At 69.2% G+C, this 23,601-nt stretch carries 11 protein-coding genes; 9 read left to right on the forward strand and 2 right to left on the reverse strand.

Annotated features, from left to right (window positions below; genetic code table 11):
- Window positions 1–525: 525 nt before the first annotated feature.
- A complete protein-coding gene (locus AB0F04_RS09930) occupies window positions 526–1,638 on the reverse strand; it encodes a sigma-70 family RNA polymerase sigma factor (RefSeq protein ID WP_362039649.1) in 1,113 nt (370 codons plus the stop codon).
- Window positions 1,639–1,692: 54 nt separating this feature from the next.
- Window positions 1,693–2,730 carry a lytic murein transglycosylase gene (locus AB0F04_RS09935; protein WP_362039807.1) on the reverse strand — a complete coding sequence of 346 codons (1,038 nt, stop codon included), beginning with the start codon at window positions 2,728–2,730 and terminating at the stop codon, window positions 1,693–1,695.
- Window positions 2,731–3,135: 405 nt separating this feature from the next.
- On the opposite strand from AB0F04_RS09935, the gene AB0F04_RS09940 reads away from it, so the two are divergent.
- From AB0F04_RS09940 to AB0F04_RS09980, 9 genes are all read left to right on the forward strand, one after another.
- Window positions 3,136–3,558, forward strand: coding sequence for a hypothetical protein (locus tag AB0F04_RS09940; RefSeq protein ID WP_362039652.1), 423 nt, complete (start codon window positions 3,136–3,138; stop codon window positions 3,556–3,558).
- Window positions 3,555–4,943 carry a hypothetical protein gene (locus AB0F04_RS09945; protein ID WP_362039654.1) on the forward strand — a complete coding sequence of 463 codons (1,389 nt, stop codon included), beginning with the start codon at window positions 3,555–3,557 and terminating at the stop codon, window positions 4,941–4,943. Before AB0F04_RS09940 ends, AB0F04_RS09945 begins: the two co-directional genes overlap by 4 nt.
- Complete coding sequence (locus AB0F04_RS09950) at window positions 4,943–5,254, forward strand: hypothetical protein (RefSeq protein ID WP_362039656.1); 312 nt, start codon at window positions 4,943–4,945, stop codon at window positions 5,252–5,254. Before AB0F04_RS09945 ends, AB0F04_RS09950 begins: the two co-directional genes overlap by 1 nt.
- A gap of 508 nt (window positions 5,255–5,762) precedes the next feature.
- Entirely contained in the window at window positions 5,763–12,062 is a 6,300-nt protein-coding gene (locus AB0F04_RS09955) for a protein kinase (RefSeq protein ID WP_362039659.1), read from the forward strand.
- A 35-nt stretch (window positions 12,063–12,097) separates the two neighbouring features.
- A complete protein-coding gene (locus tag AB0F04_RS09960) occupies window positions 12,098–15,046 on the forward strand; it encodes a helicase-related protein (RefSeq protein ID WP_362039661.1) in 2,949 nt (982 codons plus the stop codon).
- Window positions 15,046–19,065 carry a DNA methyltransferase gene (locus AB0F04_RS09965; protein WP_362039663.1) on the forward strand — a complete coding sequence of 1,340 codons (4,020 nt, stop codon included), beginning with the start codon at window positions 15,046–15,048 and terminating at the stop codon, window positions 19,063–19,065. The genes AB0F04_RS09960 and AB0F04_RS09965 overlap by 1 nt, the downstream gene beginning before the upstream one ends.
- Window positions 19,062–20,750: a hypothetical protein gene (locus AB0F04_RS09970; protein WP_362039665.1), complete on the forward strand. Its 1,689-nt coding sequence runs from the start codon at window positions 19,062–19,064 to the stop codon at window positions 20,748–20,750. The genes AB0F04_RS09965 and AB0F04_RS09970 overlap by 4 nt, the downstream gene beginning before the upstream one ends.
- 5 nt (window positions 20,751–20,755) lie before the next feature.
- Window positions 20,756–21,358 (forward strand): hypothetical protein, encoded by a 603-nt coding sequence (locus AB0F04_RS09975; protein WP_362039667.1) that lies wholly within the window; start codon window positions 20,756–20,758, stop codon window positions 21,356–21,358.
- Complete coding sequence (locus tag AB0F04_RS09980) at window positions 21,355–23,472, forward strand: Hsp70 family protein (RefSeq protein ID WP_362039669.1); 2,118 nt, start codon at window positions 21,355–21,357, stop codon at window positions 23,470–23,472. Before AB0F04_RS09975 ends, AB0F04_RS09980 begins: the two co-directional genes overlap by 4 nt.
- Window positions 23,473–23,601: the final 129 nt, after the last annotated feature.

Raw genomic sequence — 23,601 nt, forward strand, 5'->3', positions numbered from 1 at the left:
CGGGCGGCGCTCTCGGGCCGGTTTCGGGACGCGCTCTCGGGTCGGGTTCCGGGCGGCGCTCCCGGGTCGGGTTCCGGGCGGCGCTCCCGGGGCGGATTCCGGGCGGCGCTCTCGGGCCGGTTTCGGGGCGCGCTCTCGGGTCGGGTTCCGGGCGGCGCTCCCGGGTCGGTTTCGGGCGGCGCTCTCGGGCCGGTTTCGGGCGGCGCTCTCGGGCCGGTTTCCGGGCGCGCTCTCGGGTCGGATTCCGGGCGGCGCTCCCGGGCCGGTTTCCGGGCGGCGCTCCCGGGCCGGTTTCCGGGCGGCGCTCCCGGGCCGGTTTCCGGGCGCGCTACCGGGCCGGGTTCCGGGCGGCGCTCCCGGGCCGGGTTCCGGGCGGCGCTCCCGGGCCGGGTTCCGGGCGGCGCTCCCGGGCCGGGTTCCGGGCGGCGCTCCCGGGCCGGATTCGGGGCGGCGCTCCCGGGTCGGATTCCGGGCAATGCCTTCGGACGGTCGCCGGGCAGCGCTACCGAGCAGGTTCCGGCAGCGCTACGGAAGCGGGCTCGCCGTGAGCTCGGGGAACGGGGAGGCAGACGGCGCGTCGGATGTCCCGGGAGCTTGCGGGACGGCCGTGGCCGCCGTGTCCGCCCCGTCCGTCGGCACGGCGGGGAGCTCCAGCGGCAGGTCGGGGACGTCGGGCGCCTGCGGGATCTCCGGCGCGGACAGCCCGGGCAGCGGGGCCGCCGGGACCTCCGGAACATCCGGCAGGCCCGGGACCTCCGGAACGTCCGGGACCTGCGCCACGACCGGCACCTCCGGCAGCGACGGCACGGACAGCGGGAGGAACGATTCGCCGGCAGGCACCCCGGCCGCTCCGCGCTCGGCTGCGGCAGCCGCGGGCTCGGTCCCCCGAGGCGTACGGCCCTCGCCACCGCCGTCCGGCCGCAACGTCTCCGCGCCCGGCGTGGCGACCGCGGGCCGAGGCGCCGCGCCGCCCCCGCCTCCGCCGCCGTCGAGCGCGTACGGCAGCACGAACCCCGCCACCGCCAGGGACGCCGCCGTCGAGGCGACCGCCACGGCCTGTGCCCTGCCGACCCCGCGCGGCCGCCCCCACCCGATGAGGAACAGCGCGCACCCGAGCGTGGCGGCCAGCGACTGCCGCAGCGTCCGCCGGGCCCGGGCCAGCAGCGACTCGACGGTCCGGTAGCTCAGCCCCATCCGGACGGCGACCTGGCCGACGTCCAGGTCCTCCGACTTCAGCCGCAGCGCCTCGGCCTGCCGCGCGGGCAGTTCACCGCTGCGCACCGCCAGCCACTTCGCCTCGGCCCGGTCGCACACCGCCTCCTCGACGGGCACCGGACCCGGGGCGATGAGCGTTGGGCTGGTTCGCACCTCGGCCTCGCGGTGCATCTGCCGGTAGCGGTCGACGCACAGGCGCATCGTCACCGTCGTCAGCCAGGCCGCGAGCCGTTCCTCGTCCAGGTCGGGCCGCTCGGCGGCGCGCAGCATCGCCTCATGCACCGCGTCCTCGGCGTCCTCCGCACTCATCGACCTGCGCCGGGCCACCTTGAGCAAATGCTCGCGGTGGCTCCACATGCGGCGCCACCGCTCGTCGGCCGCGTGCATCTCCACAGGTGTCTCTGCGGGCATGTCCGTCGCCATGAGGACCCCTTCGCGCTCACCCACCGGAATCGTGCCGTCCGGCGGGGGGCGACATTACCGCCGAGTATCGGCGGTTGTGGAGGGGGAGACGGTCATCGAGTCCGCGCTGTTACTGGTGAGTGGGGCGCCGCTGGGCAGCAGGTTCTCGCCGGGGAGCTCCATGTCCGGGCCCGAGGCGGGGAGTTGCGGCTCGTCCGGCTTCCCGGGTTCGGTGGCCGGGCCGGTTCCGGCCGGGGGCGGGGCCGGAGAGGCGGGGGCCGACGGGGTACGGGACGGCGGGGCAGTCGGCCGGGCCGAAGGTGTCCGCGACGGCTTCGGTGTGGCGGCCGGCCGCGACGGCTCCGGGCGCGCGGAGGAGGACCCGGCGGAGGAGGACCCTGCGTATCCGTCCGGCACCACCCGGTGCCCTTCCAGGAAGTACGCGTACCAGGCCCTGACCGTGCGCAGATAGGCCGCCGAGTGGTTGTAGCCGAGGATCGCCCGGTCCAGCTGGGCGGGGACGGACAGGTCCCGGCCGCCGGCACACAGGTACCGTCCGGCGGCGAGGGCCGCGTCGAAGACGTTGTCCGGATCCGTACGCCCGTCGCCGTTGCCGTCCGCGCCCCAGCGGGCCCAGGTCGACGGGATGAACTGCATCGGCCCGACCGCGCGGTCGTACGCCGTGTCCCCGTCGTGAACACCGCCGTCGGTGTCCCGGATCAGCGCGAAGGCCACGCCGTCCAGCCGCGGCCCGAGGATCGGCGCCACCGTCGTACCGTCCGACGTCACCCTCCCGCCCCGCGCCTGCCCCGACTCCACCTGCCCGATCGCCGCCAGCAGCTGCCAGCGCAGCCGGCAGCCGGGCGCCTCACGGGCGAGCCGGTCTTCGGCCCTCCGGTAGGCGGCGAACACACTCGCCGGCAGCGCGCCGCCCACCTTCACGGCCGCCCCGCCACCCGCGCGCTTCCCGGTCCGCAGCGGCGGAAGCTCCGTGCGGTAGGGGGCGTCGCCGGACACGCTCGGTCCGTGCTCGGCCGGTGCCTGAGCGGGCGCCGGTACGGAGGCCCGCGCGGGGATCACCCCCGGCGCCTGCGACGCGGTGAGCGCCGCCATCGCCGCCACTGCGGCCGCCGTACCCCTGACACGTCTGCCCCTGTGCCCTGCCACGTCCTGTTCCCCTCCCGGTGAGCTTCCTGTCGTCTGCTCTACGGGGGAGGGTGGGGGGTCCGTCGCGGGGATTTGCGCACGTTGCGGCTACGGCGGTTTCCGCACGCCGCTCAGCGCCTTCTCCGCTCGCCGGCCGACGAGGCGGGTGACGAGGTGCTGGCAATCGTCCGCGAGCACGCAAGGAATGCCCTGCTAAGGGATGCTCGACTGGCCAAGGCAGTGTGTGAACCAGCCCCCACGCGAAGCTGCGAGCTATCGATCCGCACTCCCCCAGTGGCATGATCGATTGACACTTCGACTTGACGGGCTTGGAGGGGGAACAGGTTGTCTTTCGAAGAGGAGTGGGCCCAGTTGAAGGCCGACGCCTTGGCGCGTCAGCAGACCGGCACGCAGATCAATCAGTTGCCGGCGGACAGCGGCGGCGGGGCCGTCGCCCCGGCTACCGGTTCCCTGGTCGCCAAGGCCCAGTCGATCAACGGCAACGCGAATCTCCTGATCGAGATCGCGGGCTTTCTCCATGAGGGCCGGCCCGACGACGAACTGACCACCATGACCCGCGCCCCTCGGGCGCCCGCGGACGTGTGCAAGCAGGTGGCACGGTTCGCGGGGTTCGCCGATGACCAGTACCTGGACGCCGTCGCCCTGTTCGCCGCCCTGTCCACGCGCCTCAGGACAACCGGCAGCGACTTCGTGAAAATCGACGACGACACAGCTCAACGCTTCCTGGACAACGTCCTGGAGTACGGCCAGTACGTCGCCCCGGAGTCGCGATGAGCAGCGGCATCAGTCACCGCAAGGACGTCGAGTTCTTGGAAGACTGCAACCCGCCCCTCGTCGAACGGAACGCGGACGAGTTCAAGCGCCTGCACGACATGCTCGTCGCGGTCGACCCTTCCGCCGAACGCGCCGAGAAGCACACGCAGTGGAAGAGCGAGGGCAGCCGGCACTACGAAGCCCGGCTCTCAGAGGGGCGCAAGCTGGTCGCGCAGCTCGCGGAAGGCTACGACAAGGCGTCCAGCGCCCTGCGCAGCTACGCGTTCGCGCTGGAGGTGGCCAAGGCCCACTACTCCAACGGCAAGGCGAACGAGCAGTTGCTCGCGGACCTGATCCACACCAAGGGCACGGCGATCACCCGTGAGGCGCAGGAGGCGGAGCCGATGCGCCAGTGGGAGGACATGCGTGACACCACCGGGGTCATGGACTTCTTCGCCGAGCTGACCATGGATGTCGAGGACATCCGCGAGGACGCGAACCGGCTGCACGACGCCGCCGGTGGGGATTTCCAGCTCGCGAAGACCACGGAACACGAGGCCCGGGAGATCTGCGTCCACGAGCTCAAGCAGGCCTATGACCTGCTACCTGATTTCCGCATGGGTTTCATCCAGCGGGTCGACATCGTTTCGGCGATCCCGGAGCTGCGGCGTGAGGCAGCCGAGGCGAGCACGAGCCCGCTGACGCGGCTGTCCGGCAGCGGCCCCAAGCAGGACTACTCCCCCGTCGCCGGCGACGACATCGTCTCCCCGGCCCTGCGGGACATCCGCCTCCAGATCGCCAACCTCCCCGGAGCGCAGGACAGTTACTGGAGTCCGCCGTCCACGGCGCAGGACCGCGCCGACTGGATAGCGGCGAACAAGGAGATCATCAAGGCCGCGGCACGGAATTCGGGGCTGCCGCCGGACATGGTCGCCGGTATCGCGTGGCAGGAGGTCGGCGGACAGCCCGGCATCCTGGACGACATGACCGACACCATCCGCGAACAGGCGGACTCTCCCTTGAGCCCGATCGCTCCTGAGAGCCTGCCGTGGCGGCTCGGCGGTGACCCGGACAACACGTCCATGGGTCCCATCGCCATCCAGGTGCGACGTGGCGCCGAGGTTCTCGGTTACGACCCCGAGCACCTCACCGACCAGCAGCGCGGCACGGTGGAAACAGCCCTGCAGGACCCCGCGCAGAACATCTTCATCGCTTCGGAGTACCTGGCCCAGCTCAAGGCGGAGAGCGAGTTCGCCGATGTGCCGGCCGAGGAGATGACACCGGCCCAGTACCAGGAACTCGCCGCGCGTTACAACGGCGGGCCGTACTGGGAGACCGACGACGCCCAGGGCTACGGTCGTGGGTTCGCGAACAATCTGGACGAGGCAAGGAACGCACTGCGCTGATGACCAGCCCTTCCCACGTGGACGACGACCGCGGCTGCCTCCGTCTGGTCCTCGCTGTACCCCTCACCCTGCTCACCCTCATCGCCGCGTACTTCTGCTGGACGGCACTGACCATCACGCCGTCCGGCACCTGGGACGACGACGCGTACGCCGGAATCGTGCTGTCGTGCGTCGTCACCATCGCCGTCGCCGGGGCTGCGGCAGCGCTGTGGCTGGTGCCGTCGGCGCGGAGGGTAGTGCCGTGGTGGTGGATGCTTCCAACTCTGCTGCTGGGAGTGGTTGCGGGAGCGCGATGGGCCGTGGGCGCTTAGCCCACCGCACCGTCGTCCGCTCCAACTGCCTGCCGTCTGGCTCCGTTGGCCCCCAAGAACAGGAGCCTGCCACGGCCCACGCCCTCCCACAAATCTGCTGCAGATCGCGCCAGCGCCGAGCGAGCCCGTCCAGAAGGACGGGCAGCGCACCCCACGTAGCGCGGCACAGCGCTTGCACCACGCCAACACCAAGGAACACACTTTCCTCACGAGGTCGACAACCTTTTCCACATCCGGAGGGCCTGCGTCTGCATGCATACGCACATCCTGGTCATGCAGCCCCTTCAGGCCGTTCAGGGCGACCCGCCTCACCCACCCACTCACGACGAGGCCAGAACATAACGTTGACAATGTCAACGCGTACGGCCCTGTAAGATCTGGGTGTATCCGTGTACAGTAACGGCTGCCTCACTGTCCGTTCTGACACCATGGACCGTGCGGCAACGCATGAGGGGGCGCGTTCCGGTTCGGAACCGCGAGAACGCGAGCAGTAGGCAGAGGAGCGGCAGTGAGCCACGAGCTCGTCGACGGCAGATTCCGCATCGGGCGCGTCATCGGCAGGGGCAACATGGGGGAGGTCCACCAGGCCGAGGATTTGCGCGCTGCCGAGGGCTCGCCGGAGCGCACCGTCGCAGTGAAGACGATCCTGCGCCGCCGCACCGGGGGCCGGATCGACACCGGCGGCGACACCAGGGCCGTGGAGCGCTTCGCCCGCGAAGTCGGCATCATGCGGCACCTGGACCACCATCCCAACCTCGCCCGGCTCATCGAGGGCGGTATCGCCGCGGACCGCGACGGTCTGCCCTACCTCGCGATGGAGTTGCTGGACGGTGAGTCACTGCGCGATCTCATCGAGGAGGAGCCGCAGCTCCCGATCACGTGGGTCGCCGCCATCGGCGCCCAGATCGCCGCCGGCCTCGCCGCCGCGCACGCGCAGGGCGTGGTCCACCGGGACCTGAAGCCCGCCAACGTCATGCTCACGCGGGGTGGCACCGTCAAGGTGCTCGACTTCGGCATGGGCAGCATCGTCGACGACCCGGACCAGACCCGCCTGACCAGCACCGGCGTCAGCGTGGGCACGGCCCGCTACATGGCGCCGGAGCAGTGCCAGGCCAAGCAGGTGACCCAAGCCGCCGACCTGTACGCCCTGGGTTGCGTGCTGTACGAGATGCTGGTCGGCGTCCCCCCGTTCACGAGCGAGTCGGCGTACGAACTCGCCGAGCGGCATGTCCACCGGGAGCCCAGCCCGGTCCGCGCGATCCGCAGCGACACCCCCGCCGAGCTCGCACGTCTCGTCGACCGCCTGCTGGCCAAGGACCCGGCGAACCGCCCGCCCGACGCCGTGACCGTACGGGACGCCCTGCTCCCCCTCGCCGTACCGTCGGACGACACCAGCCTCGTCCCCACGTGGAGCGGGCAGGACCCGACGCTCCCCTTGCGCGAGGCCGCCCCGGCCCCGGCGCCCGTCGCCCCGCAGCAGCCCGACCTGGTGACCGGCTCCGGCGCCGGCATGGACGTCTTCGGCGTCCATCAGGCGCTGATCCGGGACTACCGCTCCTTCACGGAGGGCGGCACCGTCATCCGCGACGAACGCGTCAAGGCGTACGTCGAGAAAGACCTCGACGACAAGTCCCAGTGGCCGAACCCCTGGTTGTCGCTCAACCCGTTCTTCCAGGGCGGCGGCACCGTGGTCGAGCTCGCCCAGCAGAAGGTGCTGCACGCCGAGTGCGCCCGCATCTTCCAGGCGAAGAAGACCGAGGGGGGCACCGTCTGCGACGGCCGGCCGCTGCTCCTGCACCGGCACCAGCGCGACGCCATCGACGCCGCCGCCTCCGGGGCGTCGTACGTACTGACGACCGGCACCGGCTCCGGCAAGTCGCTCTCCTACATCGTCCCGATCGTCGACAAGGTGCTGCGCCAACGCGACGAGGAGGGCCCGGACGCCTCGAAGCGTGTGCGGGCGATCATCGTGTATCCGATGAACGCGCTCGCCAACAGCCAGCTGCGCGAACTGGAGAAGTACCTGCGGGACGGCTACGGCGCGGGCCGCGAGCCGGTCACCTTCGCCCGCTACACGGGCCAGGAGGACGACGCGAAGCGCAAGGAGATCCGAGATAACCCGCCGGACATCCTGCTCACCAACTACGTGATGCTGGAGCTGATGCTGACCCGCCCGGCCGACCGGGCGAGCCTCATCAAGATGGCGCGGGGCCTGGAGTTCCTCGTCTTCGACGAGCTGCACACCTACCGCGGCCGTCAGGGCGCCGATGTCGCTCTCCTGATCCGCCGGGTTCGCGAGGCCTGCCAGGCGGAGGACCTCCAGTGCGTCGGCACCTCGGCCACCATGTCGACGGAGGGCACGCTGGAGGACCAGCGGCAGGTGGTTGCCGGTGTGGCGAGCACCCTGTTCGGTACGACGGTCCGGCCCGAGCACGTCATCGGCGAGACCCTGGTCCGGGCCACCGGCGAGGCGCCCGCCACCGTACCCGCCGAGCGCCTGACCGCACCCGCCCCGCGCGCCTACGACGACCTGGCACAGGACCCCCTGGCCCGCTGGATCGAGGACCGCTTCGGCCTCGTCGAGGATGCCGCCACGGGCCGTCTGGTCCGCCGGCCGCCGACCCAGATCGAGGTCGCGGCGCGCGAGTTGCACGAGACGTCGGGCGTCGCGGAGGAGCTGTGCGCGGAGGCGATCCGCGCCACCCTGGAAGCCGGCTCCCAGGCACTCAACCCGCGCAACGAACGGCCGCTGTTCGCGTTCCGCCTGCACCAGTTCCTCTCCAAGGGCGACACGGTCTACGTCACCCTGGAGAACAAGTCCTCCCGCCACCTCACTCGTTCCTACCAGCTCGAACAGCCGGGCAGCGGCGGCAAGTTGCTGATGCCGCTCGCCTTCTGCCGGGAGTGCGGCCAGGAGTACCTGACGGTGTGGCGCACCGAGAAGGACGGCGAGGTGCGCTACGAGGCCCGCCGCGACACCTCGGCGACCGGCGGCAGGCAGGGCGACGGCTATCTGTACGTGGACCATGAGCGCGAGTGGCCCTCCAACGTGCAGTACGCCGTCGACGACCGTCGACTGCCCGAGTCCTGGCTGGAGTTGGACGACAAGGGGCAGGAGGTCGTCAAGCGCGCGTACCGCGACCGCGTCCCGAAGTCCGTCCTGGTCGATCCGTTCGGCCACGAGGGGCGGGGCGGCGAGCTGAAGGCCGCGTTCATCCCCTCCCCCTTCCTCTTCTGTCTGCACTGCGGTGTGGCGTACGAGCAGACGCGCGGCCGGGACTTCGCCAAGCTGGCCACGCTGGACCAGGAGGGGCGTTCGTCGGCGACCTCCCTGGTCTCGGCGTCGATCGTGCGCTCACTGAAGTCGGTGCCCGAGGAGGCCCTGGACAAGGAGGCGCGTAAGCTCCTCACGTTCGTCGACAACCGGCAGGACGCCTCCCTCCAGGCGGGCCACTTCAACGACTTCGTACAGATCACCCAGTTGCGCGGCGCCCTGTACCGGGCGGCCCTCGACGTCGGTGAGGACGGCCTGCACCACGAGGAGCTGGCCTCCGCGGTGACCAACGCGCTCGCCGTCTCCCCCGTCGACTACACCGGCGAGTCCGACCTGCCCCCGTCGCTGGCCCGCAACGCGGCCCGCACCCTGCGGGACGTGGTGGCCTTCCGGCTCTACCTCGACCTGGAGCGCGGCTGGCGCATCACGATGCCCAACCTGGAGCAGACCGGCCTGCTGGAGATCGACTACGAGGACCTGGACTGGATCGCCGCCAAGCAGGACCGCTGGGAGGGCACCCACCAGGCGCTGCGGGACGCCGACCCGGCACTGCGGGCCGAGGTGATGAGGGCACTGCTGGACGAGATGCGCCGCTCGCTGGCCATCGACGTGTCGTACTTCCGCGACGACACTTTCGAGTCCCTGCAGCGGGCGAGCGAGGAACGGCTCGTGGACCCGTGGATCCTGTCCGCCGCCGACAAGCCCCGCGTCGGCACCGCGTACCCGCACCCCTCCCGGCCGGGCATGGACCGCGCCAGCCTGTTCCTGTCCGCACGCGGCAAGTACGGCAAGTACCTCAGGCGCGCCGACCGCACCTTCCGAGACCTCGACCAGGACGACCTCCAGCTGATCATCACGGAGCTGCTGAAGGTGCTGACCAAGGCAGGCCTGGTGAAGGAGGTAGAGGCGGCGCCGCAGCGGGCCGGCCGTTTCCGCCGGACGTCGTCCGTCACCACGACCGGGTACCGGGTGGCCGCCCAGTCGCTGGTGTGGCGCGCAGGTAAGGGCGAGTCGGGCGCGCACGACCCGCTGACCCGCACCTACCAGAGCGGCGACGGCCCGCGCATCAACACGTTCTTCCTCAAGCTGTACCGGGAGACCGCCGACGCCCTGTCCGGCCTGTACGCCCGCGAGCACACCGCGCAGGTGTCCCCTGAGGACCGGGAAGCCCGCGAAGAGGCCTTCCGCAAGGCGGAGTTGAAGCTGCTGTACTGCTCCCCCACCATGGAGCTCGGCGTCGACATCTCCTCGCTCAACGCGGTGATGATGCGCAACGTGCCGCCCACACCCGCCAATTACGCCCAGCGTTCGGGCCGCGCGGGCCGCAGCGGCCAGCCCGCCCTGGTGACAACGTACTGCGCGACCGGCAACAGCCACGACCAGTACTACTTCCGCCGTTCCGAGCGCATGGTGGCGGGCGCGGTCGCCCCGCCCCGCCTGGACCTCGCCAACGAGGACCTGGTCCTGTCCCACCTCCAGGGAATCTGGATCGCCGAGGCGGGCCTGCGCCTGGGCCGCTCCCTGCCCGAGGTGCTCGACGTGTCGTACCCGGACACGGGCGACCGCCCGAACCCCGCCCTGCACCTGCTGCCCGACATCCGGGACGCGGCCCACGACGACGGCGCCCAGCGGCGCACGGTTTCCGCGGCCCTGCGGGTCCTCGGCCCGCTGTTCAGGGACTTCACCGAGACCACGTGGTGGCACGACGACTGGATCGACGACAAGGTCCGTACCGTCGCCGAGCGCTTCGACCGCGCTTTCGACCGCTGGCGCAGCCTGTTCCGGGCCGCGCTCGACGACCAGTACGTGCAGAACAAGCGGCGCCTCGACTACAGCCTCACCGAGGGCGACCGCAACCGCGCCAACGCCCGCCGCCGCGAGGCCGAGACGCAGCTCAACCTGCTGATGAACGAGAGCGTCGACAGCAAGTCGGTCCTCTCCGACTTCAACCCGTACCGCTATCTGGCCTCCGAGGGCTTCCTGCCCGGCTACAGCTTCCCGCGCCTGCCGCTGGCCGCGTACATCCCGACGATCGGCCGCCGCCGCGGCGACGGCGACTACCTCCAGCGCCCCCGCTTCCTCGCCATCCGCGAGTTCGGCCCCGGTTCGCTGATCTACCACGAGGGCGCCCGCTACCAGGTGACCCGCATCCAGCTGCCCCCGGACTCCTCCGGCGAGCTGACCACGGGCGAGGCGCGCCGCTGCGCGCACTGCGGCTACCACCACGAGCCCAAGGAGCGCGAGGACCGCTGCGGTTTCTGCAACGAGACGCTGGGCGCGGCGACGTACGGCCTCCTCCACCTGCACACCGTGTACACCACGCGCCGGGAGCGGATCTCCTCGGACGAGGAGGAGCGGCGCCGGGCCGGTTTCCGCCTGGAGACGTCGTACCGCTTCCACGACCACGGCGTCCGCAAGGGCCGCCTGAACGCCACGGTCGCCGACGCGACGGGACAGCTCGCGCAGATCGCGTACGGTGACTCCGCGACCGTCCGCATCACCAACACCGGCCGGGTACGCGCCCGTACGGACGAGCCGCCGGGCTACTGGCTGGACCTGGCCGACGGCCGCTGGATGAACGACAAGGACGCATCCGAGGCGTCCGGCGACTCCAGCGAGCTGCCCCTGGTCGACGCCGACGGCAACGAGCGGCGCCGCAAGAAGCGGGTCATCCCGTTCGTGGAGGACCGCCGCAACATCCTCGTCGTCACCCTCGACGAGGCGCTGCCCGAGCCGGTCGCGCTCACGCTCATGTACGCCCTGGAACGGGGTATCGAGGCGGAGTTCGAGCTGGAGGACGCCGAGCTCTCCAGCGAGCTGCTGCCGCCGGACGACGGCCCGAGGCGCCGCATCCTGTTCATGGAGGCCGCGGAGGGCGGCGCCGGCGTACTGCGCCGCCTCCAGGCGGAGGACGACGCCCTCGCCAAGGCGGCCCGCCGCGCCCTGGAGATCTGCCACTTCTCTGCGGACGGCAAGGACGAGGGCGGCGAGGAACACCGACCGGGACGCGCCTGCGCGCTCGGCTGCTACGACTGCCTCCTCACGTACGGCAACCAGCTCGACCACGCCCAGATCAACCGGCACACGGTGGCGGCCCTGCTGGTGCGGTTCGCGTCGGCGGCGGCGAGCCGTGAGGCGCGGGGCGAGTCCCGCTCGGAGCAGTTCCGGCGCCTGGTGGCCGAAACCCCTGCCGATCCCACGCCGGTCGAGGCATCGGCATCCGAACTCGCCGCGCAGGGCGACTTCTTGGGCTGGGCGAAGTCGTGCGGGCTGCGCCTCCCCGACGAGAAGGACGTCTTCCTGACAGACGCGAACGCGGCACCGGACTTCGTCTACCGACTCCCGGGCGCCAACGTCGCCGTGTTCGTCGACGGCCCCTCCGGCGCGGAGGAGAGCGCGCTGCGTGACGCCGACGCGGAGGAGCGCCTCTTCGACGCCACCTGGGACGTCGTCCGCTTCCCCCACGGCGCCGACTGGACCGCCATCGCCGCCGCCCATTCCCGCTACTTCGGCTCTCCCGCCAAGACCAACTGACGCACCGGCCGGACCAAGAGGATTTGACGATCGATATGGCATTCACGTTCTCCGCCGGATCCCTGGTGAAGGCCCGTGGCCGCGAGTGGGTGGTGCTCCCCGAGAGCGAGCCCGACCTGCTCGTCCTGCGCCCGCTGGGCGGTTCGGACGACGACATCGCGGCGGTGTTCCCGTTCGAGCCGGTGGAGGAGGCCCGTTTCGCGCCGCCGGAGCCGACCGACCTCGGCGACCAGCGGGCTGCCGGGCTGTTGCGTACGGCGCTGCGGGTCGGCTTCCGCTCCGGGGCGGGCCCGTTCCGCTCCCTTGCCGGGATCGCGGTGGAGCCGCGCGCGTACCAGCTCGTACCGCTCCTGATGGCCCTGCGCCAGAGGACGGTCCGCATGCTGATCTCGGACGACGTCGGTATCGGCAAGACGATCGAGGCGGGCCTGATCGCGAGCGAGATGCTGGCGCAGGGCGAGGCGAGTGGCCTGGCGGTGCTCTGCTCCCCGGCCCTGGCCGAACAGTGGCAGCAGGAGCTGCGCGGCAAGTTCGGCATCGACGCGGAGCTGGTGCTGGCGTCGACGGTGTCACGGCTGGAGCGCGGCCTGGACCTCGGCCAGTCCCTCTTCGACAAGTACCCGAACGTGATCGTCTCGACGGACTTCATCAAGTCCCCTCGCCACCGCGACGACTTCGTACGCCACTGCCCCGACCTGGTGATAGTCGACGAGGCACACACGTGCGTGGCGGCCGACGACACGTCGACGAGCGCGCAGAGCCAGCTGCGGTACGAGCTGCTGCGCCGGGTGGCGGAGGACGCGGAACGGCACCTGCTGCTGGTCACGGCGACCCCGCACAGCGGCAAGGAGTCGGCGTTCCGGAACCTGCTCGGGCTGGTCAAGCCGGAGTTGGCGCACGTGAACCTGGAGTCGGACGCGGGCAGGAAGCTCCTCGCCCAACACTTCGTGGCCCGCAAGCGGGCGGACGTACGCCAGTACCTGACGAAGGAGGACGGCCTGGCGGACGACTCCCTCGCCGAGCGCACCGCGTTCCCCTCGGACCGCTTCTTCAAGGACGAGACGTACAAGCTGTCCCCCGAGTACCGGGCCCTGCTGGACGACGCGATCGCGTACGCGAGTGAGCGGGTCGAGGAGGCCGGCGGCCAGGGCAGGCGGGAGGCCCGTATCGCCTGGTGGTCGGCGATCGCGCTGCTGCGCTCGCTGGTGTCGTCGCCGAGGGCGGCGGCCCAGACCCTGACGACGCGCTCGGCGGCGGCGATCGCGGCTTCGGCGGAGGAGGCCGACAAGCTGGGCGCCCCCCTGAACAGCGACGCGGCGGACAGCGACGCCATGGAGGGCATGGACGTGGCGCCGGGCGCGGAGACGACGGCGGGCTCCCCGCTGGCCGAACTCGCGGAGCTGGCCTCGCAGTTGGAGGGCCCGGAGAAGGACCTCAAGCTGAAGGCGCTGATCAAGCATCTCAAGGCGCTGCTGGCGGACGGCTACAACCCGATCGTCTTCTGCCGCTACATCCCGACGGCGAAGTACCTGGCCGAGCATCTGGCGAACGACCCGGAGACGAAGAAGCGCGGCCCGCTGGGCGCGAAGACGGTGGTCAAGGCGGTGACGGGTGAACTGTCCCCGCAGCAACGCATCGAGCGGATCGAGGAGCTGGCCACGGAGGCCGGTGAGGACGCGGCGGCCCGCCGGGTCCTGATCGCGACGGACTGCCTGTCGGAGGGCGTCAACCTCCAGCACTACTTCGACGCGGTCGTCCACTACGACCTCGCCTGGAACCCCACCCGCCACGACCAGCGCGAGGGCCGCGTCGACCGCTACGGCCAGCGCCGCGACGAGGTGCGCGTCATCACCCTCTACGGCGACGACAACGGCATCGACGGCAAGGTCCTGGAGGTGCTCATCAAGAAGCACCGCCAGATCAAGAAGGACCTCGGCATCTCGGTCTCCGTCCCCGACGAACTGTCGACGGGCGTGACTGACGCCATCGTGGAGTGGCTGCTGATGCGCGGCCGGGAGAACGAGGACGCCCTCTTCAGCGCGGACGCGTTCAAGGTGAGCACCGAGAAGTTGGACAGCGACTGGAACTCGGCGGCGGAGCGCGAGCGGGCGTCCCGTTCCCGTTTCGCGCAGCGCTCGATCCACCCGGAGGAGGTGGCCCGGGAGGTCGCCTCGATCCGGGCGGCGCTGGGCGGGGCTGGCGAGATCCGGACGTTCGTACGGGAGTCGCTGGGCGCTCTGAACGCGGTGCTGCGCGGCGCCGACGGCGAGTCCGGGGACTTCACGGCCCAGGTGGGCGGCACACCGGCGGGTCTGCGGGACGCGCTGGCGCCGGTGGTGGGCTCGGAGGTCGTCGAGAAGGACCGGGAGATCCCGTTCCGCAGCGATCCGGCGGTGGCGCGGGGCGAGGCAGCCCTGGTCCGTACGGACCCGGTCGTGGGCGCGCTGGCGTCCCATGTCCTCAACGCCGCGCTGGACACCCAGGCTGAGGGCGCACGCCCGGCGCGTCGCTGCGGTGTGATCACGACGGATGCGGTGAGCACGAGGACGACGTTGCTGCTGGTGCGGTACCGCTTCCACCTCACGCTGCCGTCGCGAAGTGGTGAGCGGCAGTTGGTGGCGGAGGACGCGAGGTTGGTTGCCTTCGAGGGAGCGCCGAGGAGTGCGGTGTGGCTGCCGCCGGAGCGGGCGGTGGGCCTGCTGGACGCGACGGCGTCGGGCAACACGGACCCGCACTTCGGGCAGCGGACGATGACCCGAATCCTGGACCAGCTTCCGGATGTGAACGTGCACTTGGAGACGTACGGCGATGAGCTGGCGGCAGAGCTGGACGCGGCCCACCGCCGGGTGCGGGCCGCGTCCGGCGAGATCGTCCGCGGCCTGTCGGTGACGGCCCAGAAGCCGGCCGACATCCTCGGCGCCTACGTCTACCTGCCCGCCGCCGCTTCCGTCCCCGCTTCCGTTCCCGCTGGAGTGTCCGCCTGATGTCCGCCACCACTCGCAACCAGGTGTTCACGGCCGTCCACACGATGGGCGGTCTACTGCCGGCCGACATGCTGGTACGGGTCTCCGAGGGCAAGGACGTCCCCGGCTCTAAGCCCGCCGACTACGGCCTGCCGTCGTCGCGTTCGGTACGGGACGAGGCCGAGCGCAGCTGGGAGTACCTGAAGCCGCTCTGGCGCGACCTGCGCATGCACCTCCCCGAAGACCGCGAAACCGGCGTACCCGCCGCCGACCCGATGGGCCGCGCCGACGCGGACTGGCTCGCACCGCTCTGGCGCGAACTGGGCTTCGGCCGACTCACAGCGGTCGGCGCGGCGGGCATCACCGCCGACTCCGACGCAGAAAAGAAGTTCCCGGTCTCCCACCGCTGGCACCACGCCCTGATCCACCAGACGGCGTGGAACGCGGAGTTGGACAAGCGCCCTGGCGGCGCGGGCACGGTCCCGCCCCAGTCGATGCTCCAGGAGTGCCTGAACCGCACGGAGGCCCACCTGTGGGGCGTCCTGACGAACGGCCGCCAGGTGCGCCTGCTCCGCGACTCCAGCGCGCTCGCGACAGCGTCGTACGTCGAGTTCGACCTCGAAGCCATCTTCGACGGCGAGCTGTTCAGCGAGTTCGTCCTGCTGTACCGGCTGCTGCACGCCTCGCGGTTCGAGGGGGCGGCGCCTTCCGCCTGCTGGCTGGAGAAGTGGCGCACAGAAGCTATCAAAAGCGGCATGCGCGCTCTCAAGCAGACGCGTTCCGCGGTCCAGGAGGCCATTGCTGTACTGGCGACGGGTTTCCTCAAGCACCCTGCGAACCGCGATCTGCGCGAGAACCTCGACGCGGACGAGTTCCAACACGCACTGCTCCGTCTCGTCTACCGGATGCTCTTCGTCTTCGTCGCCGAAGACCGCAATGTCCTCCATACTCCGACAGCCACCCCAGAAGCGTGTGAACGCTACCAGCGATACTTCTCGACCTCGCGACTTCGTCAGGTGTCGCGCCGCCGTCGTGGCACCGCACACACAGATCTGTATGAAGCGCTCAGACTCGTCATGGACAGCCTGGGAAGGGACGAAGGACGCCCCGAATTGGGTCTTCCCGGACTAGGCGGAATCTTCGAGGAATCAGAGACCGACCGACTGCTACAAGGTCTCACCCTCTCGAACGAATCACTGCTCACCGCTGTCCGGCACCTTTCCCAGGTCAAGGACCCGGCGTCAAACCGGTACCGCACCATCGACTACCGGCATTTGGGGGCCGAAGAGCTCGGTTCCGTGTACGAGTTTCTTCTCGAGCTCCGTCTTATGCCAGCCGACGACAAACGTTCCGCGCGGATGGTGGAGGTCGGTGGCAACGCGCGCAAGACGACTGGATCCTTCTACACGCACTCTGCAATCATCGATTGCCTGCTGGATTCGGCGCTTGATCCGCTCTTGGACGATGCTGTCGAGCGAGGCGTCGCCCGTGCAGCGGGATCCACAAGCCCGAATGACACGGCTCCGATCGTGGACGAACTCTTGAAGGTCACGGTATGCGACCCGGCCTGCGGATCCGGACACTTCCTCGTCGCCGCTGCACGACGCATCGCCAAGCGCATCGCTGCCGTGCGTGAGGGCAACCCCGAGCCGACGCCTTCCTCGGTTCGAACGGCGATGTGGGAAGTGGTCACCCACTGCATCTACGGTGTCGACGTCAACCCGATGGCAGTAGAACTGGCCAAGGTGTCGTTGTGGTTGGAAGCGCTCGAACCGGGCAAGCCATTGGGATTCCTCGACGCCCACATCAAACAGGGCAACGCCCTTGTCGGAGCTACTCCGACCATGCTCGCGCAAGGAATCCCCAACGACGCCTTCACCTCGCTTGAGGGCGACGACGATTCCGTGGTGAACGACCTGCGGACCATCAATCGCAACGAGCATGAGGGACAGGTCGGCCTGTTCGTCTCCGACGCAGAGCGCGAGATCCCAATGGCCAATGCGGCCTTTGCGGACGAGCTGCACCGGATCACAACCCGCCAGGCCGATACACTCACCGACGTACGGCAGCAGTCAGCGGAGTTCCGGAAGTGGCAGAACAGTCCGGCATACTTGCACGCCGTGCATGTCGCGGACGCCTGGTGCTCGGCCTTCTACTGGTCGAAGACCGATGACTCCCCTCGTGCCGTCACTCAAGAGGTTTTCCGCGCGCTGGCCGATCAGGAAGGCGAGGGCGCGTCCGCGGAGACCAACCGCGAGGTCGTGCGGCTCTCCCGGAATTACGGCTTCTTCCATTGGCATCTCGAGTTCCCGGAGATCTTCCAGGTGCCTGAGACCATCAACAGGCATGACACCTCCCAGCCTGGCTGGAAGGGCGGATTCTCCTGCATGCTCGGCAACCCTCCGTGGGACACACTGAGTCCGGACGAGAAGGAATTCTTCTCCACTTACGATCCGGCGATCCGCGCGATGAAGAAGGACGAGCGCCAGGCTGCCGTGGCGGAAATTCTGGAGAGCCCAGTGGTCCGGGAGAGGTGGGCTCAGCACCGGCGGGACCTTTACGCCCTGGTTCACTTCCTCAAGCGCAGTGGCCGTTACCGCCTCTTCGCCAAGGGCAATCTCGGCAAGGGCGACTTCAACGTGTACCGGATGTTCGTGGAATCGGCCCTAACTCTGACACGCCCCTCAGGCACAGCCGCACAAGTCACACCGTCTGGCATCTACAATGGCGCCAACGCTCAGGCGATCAGGGCCGAGCTGTTCGACCACTGGGACCTGGACCTGATGCTGGGGTTCATCAACACGGGCGAAGTGTGGTTCGACGGCGCTGATCAGACGATGCGCTTCGGCGCCTACTCGGCTCGGCATTCGGGCTGTACAACCGACTTCTCTGTTGGGTTCCAGATCAGAAATCCCACAGACCTCGGCGCCGCGCTCGAGAAGCCGTACCAGTTGTCCGTGGATACCGTCCGCAGCCAGTCACCGGAGGCGTTGGCCATCAGTGAGACAATCGGAGGCATCGACTCCGAAATCACCGATCACCTCTATGAACAATGGCCTCCGTTCGGAACTGCTTCGGCAGACTTCCCACACCGGATCTACCAGACAGAAATTCACATGGGGAACGATCGTGACCGCTTCACCGATGACGAACCGGGCCTACCCCTATACGAGGGCCGGATGGTGGGGCAGTACGACCACAGAGCCAAGATCTATGTCTCGGGCCGCGGGCGGTCAGCCATCTGGGATGAGCTTGAGTTCGGTACGACCAAGAAAGCCATCGTTCCACAATGGGTAGTGCCTCGACGAAACATTCCGAATAAAGTCAAGGATCGCTTCATTCGATACCGCATCGGGTTCTGCGATGTAGCTGCACCACGCAACGAGCGCTCACTCGTGGCTGCGCTGATCCCGCCAGGCGTGCTTTGCGGCGACAAAGTCCCAACGATTCTTTATCCACTTGAATGTCAGTGGGCGTACCTAATCTGGCTCGCCTCCGCCAATTCGGTATGTTTGGACTTCCTGGCACGTAAAAAGATTGCCCTCAAAATGGCACTAAACGTCGTGGACAGCCTTCCTTTCCCACGTATCTCCCCTGGCGACCCTCTACTGGATCGACTAGCCCCTCTCGTATTGCGCCTCACCTGCACCAGCCCTGATATGACACAGTTCTGGAACTCCATGGCGCAGTACGGCTGGACGTCTCCCGTCCCGGAGGACAAGGTCCCAGAAGAAGCGCTGCTCGATGGTCAAGCTCGCGCCGAAGCCAGGGCTGAGATCGATTCCGTCGTCGCGCGCCACCTCTTCCAGCTCGATCGCAAGCACATGGAGCACATCCTCACCACGTTCCCAGCCCTGGAGCGCAACGAGATCCGCAGGTACGGCACATACCGCACAAGGGACCTGGTCCTCGCCAAGTACGACCGCCTAGCCGCTGCTGGCCTCACCCAGGACACCCCCCTCGTGGACGGTGAGAACTACACCTCCACTCTCACCCCATCCCTCGGCCACGGCCCCCGCCGCGAGGGAGCCGGAGAGTGACGAGTCCGCCGCCGACCGGCGGGCCGGGGCAGCCGGTGTCGGGGGCGCGGGCCGAGGCGGTCGCACGGGAGCGGGAGCGGCTGAGGGCGCTCAGAGAGCGCCGGGAGGCGCAGAGCCCGGACGCGGGGGTCGACGGGTTCACCGTACGCAGGTGGCGGAAGGTGGGAGTGTTCGGAGCACAGGCGGTACTGCAGGCCCTCGCTCTGCTCCAACAGCTCGCCACACTCGCACAGGACGCGACGCACGACGCCCTGGCCGACGCCCTGCGCAACGAACCGGACGACCGGCTACTGCCCGCTGTGCGGACCGTCCTCGAACGGGCAGACCCGGCCACAATCGCCGCGACGCTCACGGCGGTCCACGCGGGCGGCTTCCTGTGGCTGTCCGAGGTCGGGGAGCAACGGCTCACCGCCCTTGCCGAGGGCGACGACACGCTCTCCGTCTCTGGGAGCGAGGACCCCTACGGGGTCGTCTCTGGGAGCGAGGACCCCTACGGGGCTTTCGCCCTCCTCAGTGCGTTCGCGACGGATGGTACAGCCGCCTTCCCCCCTCGGATGCTGCCGCGTGTGCTTCCCTGGATACCGCTGAGCGTCCTCGACGACCTCATCGACGCTGGGGGGGTCGGCCCCGAGCACCAGCCCTGGCAGTACCGGGCCGAGGAGACGGAGCACGCGTACCTCATAGCCCGGCTGGTACCCGAGCAGGTAACCACCGAGCAGGCAGCTGCACTGGAGTGGCCGGCCCTCCAGCGGCGACGCACGTTCCTCGCCGGGGGCGAGCCCGTGCCCCCCGTCGGCGACGTCTACGACCTCCTGGAGCGTGTTGCCGACGGTGACGCCTCGGTGGTGAAGGAGCTCGAAGGGATGCTGCCCCGCGATCTGGTGCTCCGGCTGCGCCGGCTCCTGGACGGGGTCGGTGTCGGCAACTGGGACCGTGACCTTTGGGAAGACAGGGGGTTGTGGCGACTCATTTTCTCTCTGTGGGAGCCCAAGGCAGCCGTCAACCCGTCGCGTTCGCCCCTGCATGCGCTCATGGCCCTGCGTCAGGCCTACGACCTGCTGTGCCTGAACGACCTCACCCGTGCGTCGTCCCAGATAGACAAGCTGGTGTCGTTCGAGACCGCTGCCCCGGCCTACCGAGCCGAGGCCCTCAACTTCCATGCGTACACGCTGTTGCTCCGGGAGGAACTGAACGCGGCGGCCGTCGTCCTCAAGGGGATCAATGGATCGCATGAGCTGGCCGAGTCCAACCTCCGCATGATCGAGCAGCGTCGGGCGGTTCCCCGCAACGACAGACCGGCGGCGTCCAACCCCTATCTGGATCTCGGACTGCCGCACGGCGCGCCGAGCTGGGAGAGCCGGTACCGGGACCTCCGCAGGGAGCATGTGCACGACGTGGACATGAGCGCGCGGCTCAACAGCGCGATGAAACGCATCAGAGACGCCGAGCGCGACGAGGACTGGTCCGGCTTCTTCGTGCTGCCACTCGACCTGGACCTGTTCGAGCTTCCGGACGAGGTGCCCGTCACGCTGGTCCCGCCTTTGGCCCCGCTGACCAGGCGAACGACGCCTCGCTCCCCCGACAGTCTGGCGCTCGTCCGGCAGCGGGCGGTGGCGGATCTGCTGCCGCACCTGCTCAACGCGCCTCGGCGCCCCGATCGCAACGCAAGGATGCACAGACAGTGAAAAAGGTGCCCCGCAGCCAGCGGAAGACCACGGCGGCCCCCAAGCGGGTCACCCCCAAGGGGAACAACGGTCTCAAACATCGTCGGGAGAAGCGGCGGGCGGCGGCCGACGTCCCCACGGACTCCCCGCGCACCTACCGCCCCGAGGAACTGCTCAGCCCTCCCATGCTCCTCTCCCGTTTCACCGAGCGGGCGACCGACCTTCTGACCACTCTCCCGGCAGAGGAGCGCCCCACACAGGCCGCTGTGACGGCTGCCTTGCGTCAGGCCGTTCTGGAGGCCTTTCGCTCGCGGGAGGAGTACGTGGCCCGGATGGTCGAGATCGACCTGCTCGCCGGCGCACCCAACCAGAGTGCCAGTTCACTTCGGAAGGGCATCCGCACCGCCTTGCTGGACCAAGGCGTACGGTGCGTGGACACGCCCGACGGCGAACGTGAGCTCTTCGTGGTGGTGGAAGGCGACGGTGAGGCGTTCGAGGTGTTGCGTCCGGCCTATGTCGACGGGGCCACAGGCAAGCTGGTGCTCTCCGGACAGCTGCGTCGCCTGCCCGGGTCAGACGGAGGAAACCACTCTGCCGGGGACGAGGCGACGAACGGGGAGGGCATGTGACCGCCACCGGGATCGACTTCGGAACCACCAACTCCGTGGTGGCCCAGTGGCTGGGCAATGAGGCTGACGTACTGCTGCTGGACGCCCACCACATCGACGCCGACTGGCGCCATCCGGGCTTCGAATACCTCTTCCCGTCGGTGGTGGGCATGAGTTCGCTGCGCCGGGGAGCGTTGTTCGGATGGGAGGCCAAGCTCCGCTCCGAAGAGGCGGCCGAGGCCTGCAAGCGACTCCTCAAGAGCGACGAGTACGTCACGATCCAGCACCGCAGATTCGCGGCCACGACGGTGGCCGCCGGTGTTTTCCAGGCCATGCGGAAGGGCGCGGAGCACAACCTCACCGCCATCGACCAGGCCGTGATCACCGTCCCCGCGAACGCCACGGGAGCAGCGCGCTATCGCACCCGCGCCGCCGCGCAGTTCGCGGGCATCAATGTCCTGGCGCTGCTCAACGAGCCGACGGCAGCAGCGATCTCGTACGCGCAAGATCTACGAAATGACCTACATGAGCTGAAGAAGGACCCCACCATCCTGGTCTTCGACTGGGGCGGCGGAACGATCGACGTCACCGTGCTCGACTACCAGGACGGGTTCTTCGAGGAGCTTGCGTCACGGGGTGTGACCGAGCTGGGCGGTCTGGAGATCGACCGTCGTCTGCGTGACCTCATCCTTGAACGGGCTCCGGCGCGATCGTTGTGGACGCCCGCGCAGGAGCGGCAGTTCGGGCTGGACGTGGAGCGGAGCAAGATCCGCCTGTCCTCCGAAGACTCCGTCACGGTCAGGACTCCGGACGGTGACACCGTCGAGGTCTGGCAGGAGGAGCTGGAGGACGCCATCTCCGACCTTGTGGACCGCGCTCTCGCGCCGATCGAGCAGTGCCTCGCCGACCTGCACATGGCGCCTCTGGACGTGGACGCGGTGCTGATGATCGGCGGTACGAGCCAGATCCCGAGCGTCCGGGCGGCGGTCGCCGAGGTCATGCAGCAGCAGCCCGTAGAGGTCGATCTCTGCGATCCCATGACGGCGGTCGCCCGCGGCGCCTCCATCGCGGCAGCCGTGCTGTCGGGGGCGGAGGATGGCGTTATCCAGGTGGCGACGAGCCATGCCCTGGGCACGGTCGTCAAGGACGCCGCCGGACAGAAGAAGTTCAGTCAGATCATTCCGCGCAACTCGCCGCTGCCGTGGAAGGAGCGCAAGAGCTACACGCCACGCCAGGACAACGCACGCAGTCTCATCGTGGAGATCTGGGAGGGTGACCCGGATCGGCCCCTGGACCACCCCGACAACGTGAAGCTGACAGACCTCCCGTTCACATATCAGGACCCCCGTGCTCGTGAGGACTCCCGCTTCCTGCTGGAGTACACGTACGACACGAACGGGCTCCTGCATGTCAAGGCGACCCTTGAACGCACCGGCGAAGAGGTGCTGAACGAGGAGATCAAGAGCTTCAGTTCCGGTGGTCCGACGCCGGCCGTGCGCAAGGAACTCGATGATCTGCTCGCGGGCAACACCGTCACCAGGCCGCTGGCGGCGCAGCCCCGGAAGCAAGCCACGGGTTCAGCACCCGCAGTGCTCGTGGTGGACGGCTCCAACCTGGCGTGGATCGGCAGGTCACCGCGGCGACCTGGTGTGTACGACAGCGGCGACCGGCCGTCCTTCGCCCAACTGCTGTCCGCCCGCGATGCCCTGTCATCGCGGTATCCCGACGCCGTACTCCACGTTGTCGTCGATGCCACGTTCAGACACAAGGTCGTGGAGGGAGAACGCGCGGCAGTGGACTCGGCGCTCAGCAAAGGGGACCTCATCCAGCCTCCGGCCGGAACCGAGGGCAAGGGCGACGCTCTTGTCACAGCAATCGCGGAGGACACCGGCGGGACCGTCGTCACCAACGACAACTATGTCGAGTTGCAGAACAGATATCCCTGGCTGCGGGACAAGGAACGGGTGCTCGGGGTCACCTTGTCGAAAGGCATGTGGGTTTTCACACCGCGCACCTGCGTGCCGCCTCGCCACCAGATCGTACGAGCGGAGGTGCCTCCGCAGTCGAGGGCCCTGATTCCCCCGAGCTCCGGCCGCCTCCCCGAGTTCAGATACCACCGCCCTCACGAGGAGTAGTGGTGAATGACACGGCATTGAATGACACGGAGAGTCTCAGAGCTGAGGTGCTTGCCCTCCTGCTCGAACCATTGGGCGTCGACGCCACGGGCGGGCCAGCACCACTCCAGCGGCTGGCCAAGGGCGTGG

The sequence above is a fragment of the Streptomyces sp. NPDC029041 genome (genome assembly GCF_040637515.1).
GTDB lineage: Bacteria > Actinomycetota > Actinomycetes > Streptomycetales > Streptomycetaceae > Streptomyces.

Excerpts from the sequence above, each read along its gene's own strand:
- AB0F04_RS09930 (WP_362039649.1), bottom strand. The coding sequence starts at position 1,638 with ATGGCGACGGACATGCCCGCAGAGACACCTGTGGAGATGCACGCGGCC.
- AB0F04_RS09935 (WP_362039807.1), bottom strand. The coding sequence starts at position 2,730 with ATGGCGGCGCTCACCGCGTCGCAGGCGCCGGGGGTGATCCCCGCGCGG.
- AB0F04_RS09945 (WP_362039654.1), top strand. The coding sequence starts at position 3,555 with ATGAGCAGCGGCATCAGTCACCGCAAGGACGTCGAGTTCTTGGAAGAC.
- AB0F04_RS09950 (WP_362039656.1), top strand. The coding sequence starts at position 4,943 with ATGACCAGCCCTTCCCACGTGGACGACGACCGCGGCTGCCTCCGTCTG.
- AB0F04_RS09960 (WP_362039661.1), top strand. The coding sequence starts at position 12,098 with ATGGCATTCACGTTCTCCGCCGGATCCCTGGTGAAGGCCCGTGGCCGC.
- AB0F04_RS09965 (WP_362039663.1), top strand. The coding sequence starts at position 15,046 with ATGTCCGCCACCACTCGCAACCAGGTGTTCACGGCCGTCCACACGATG.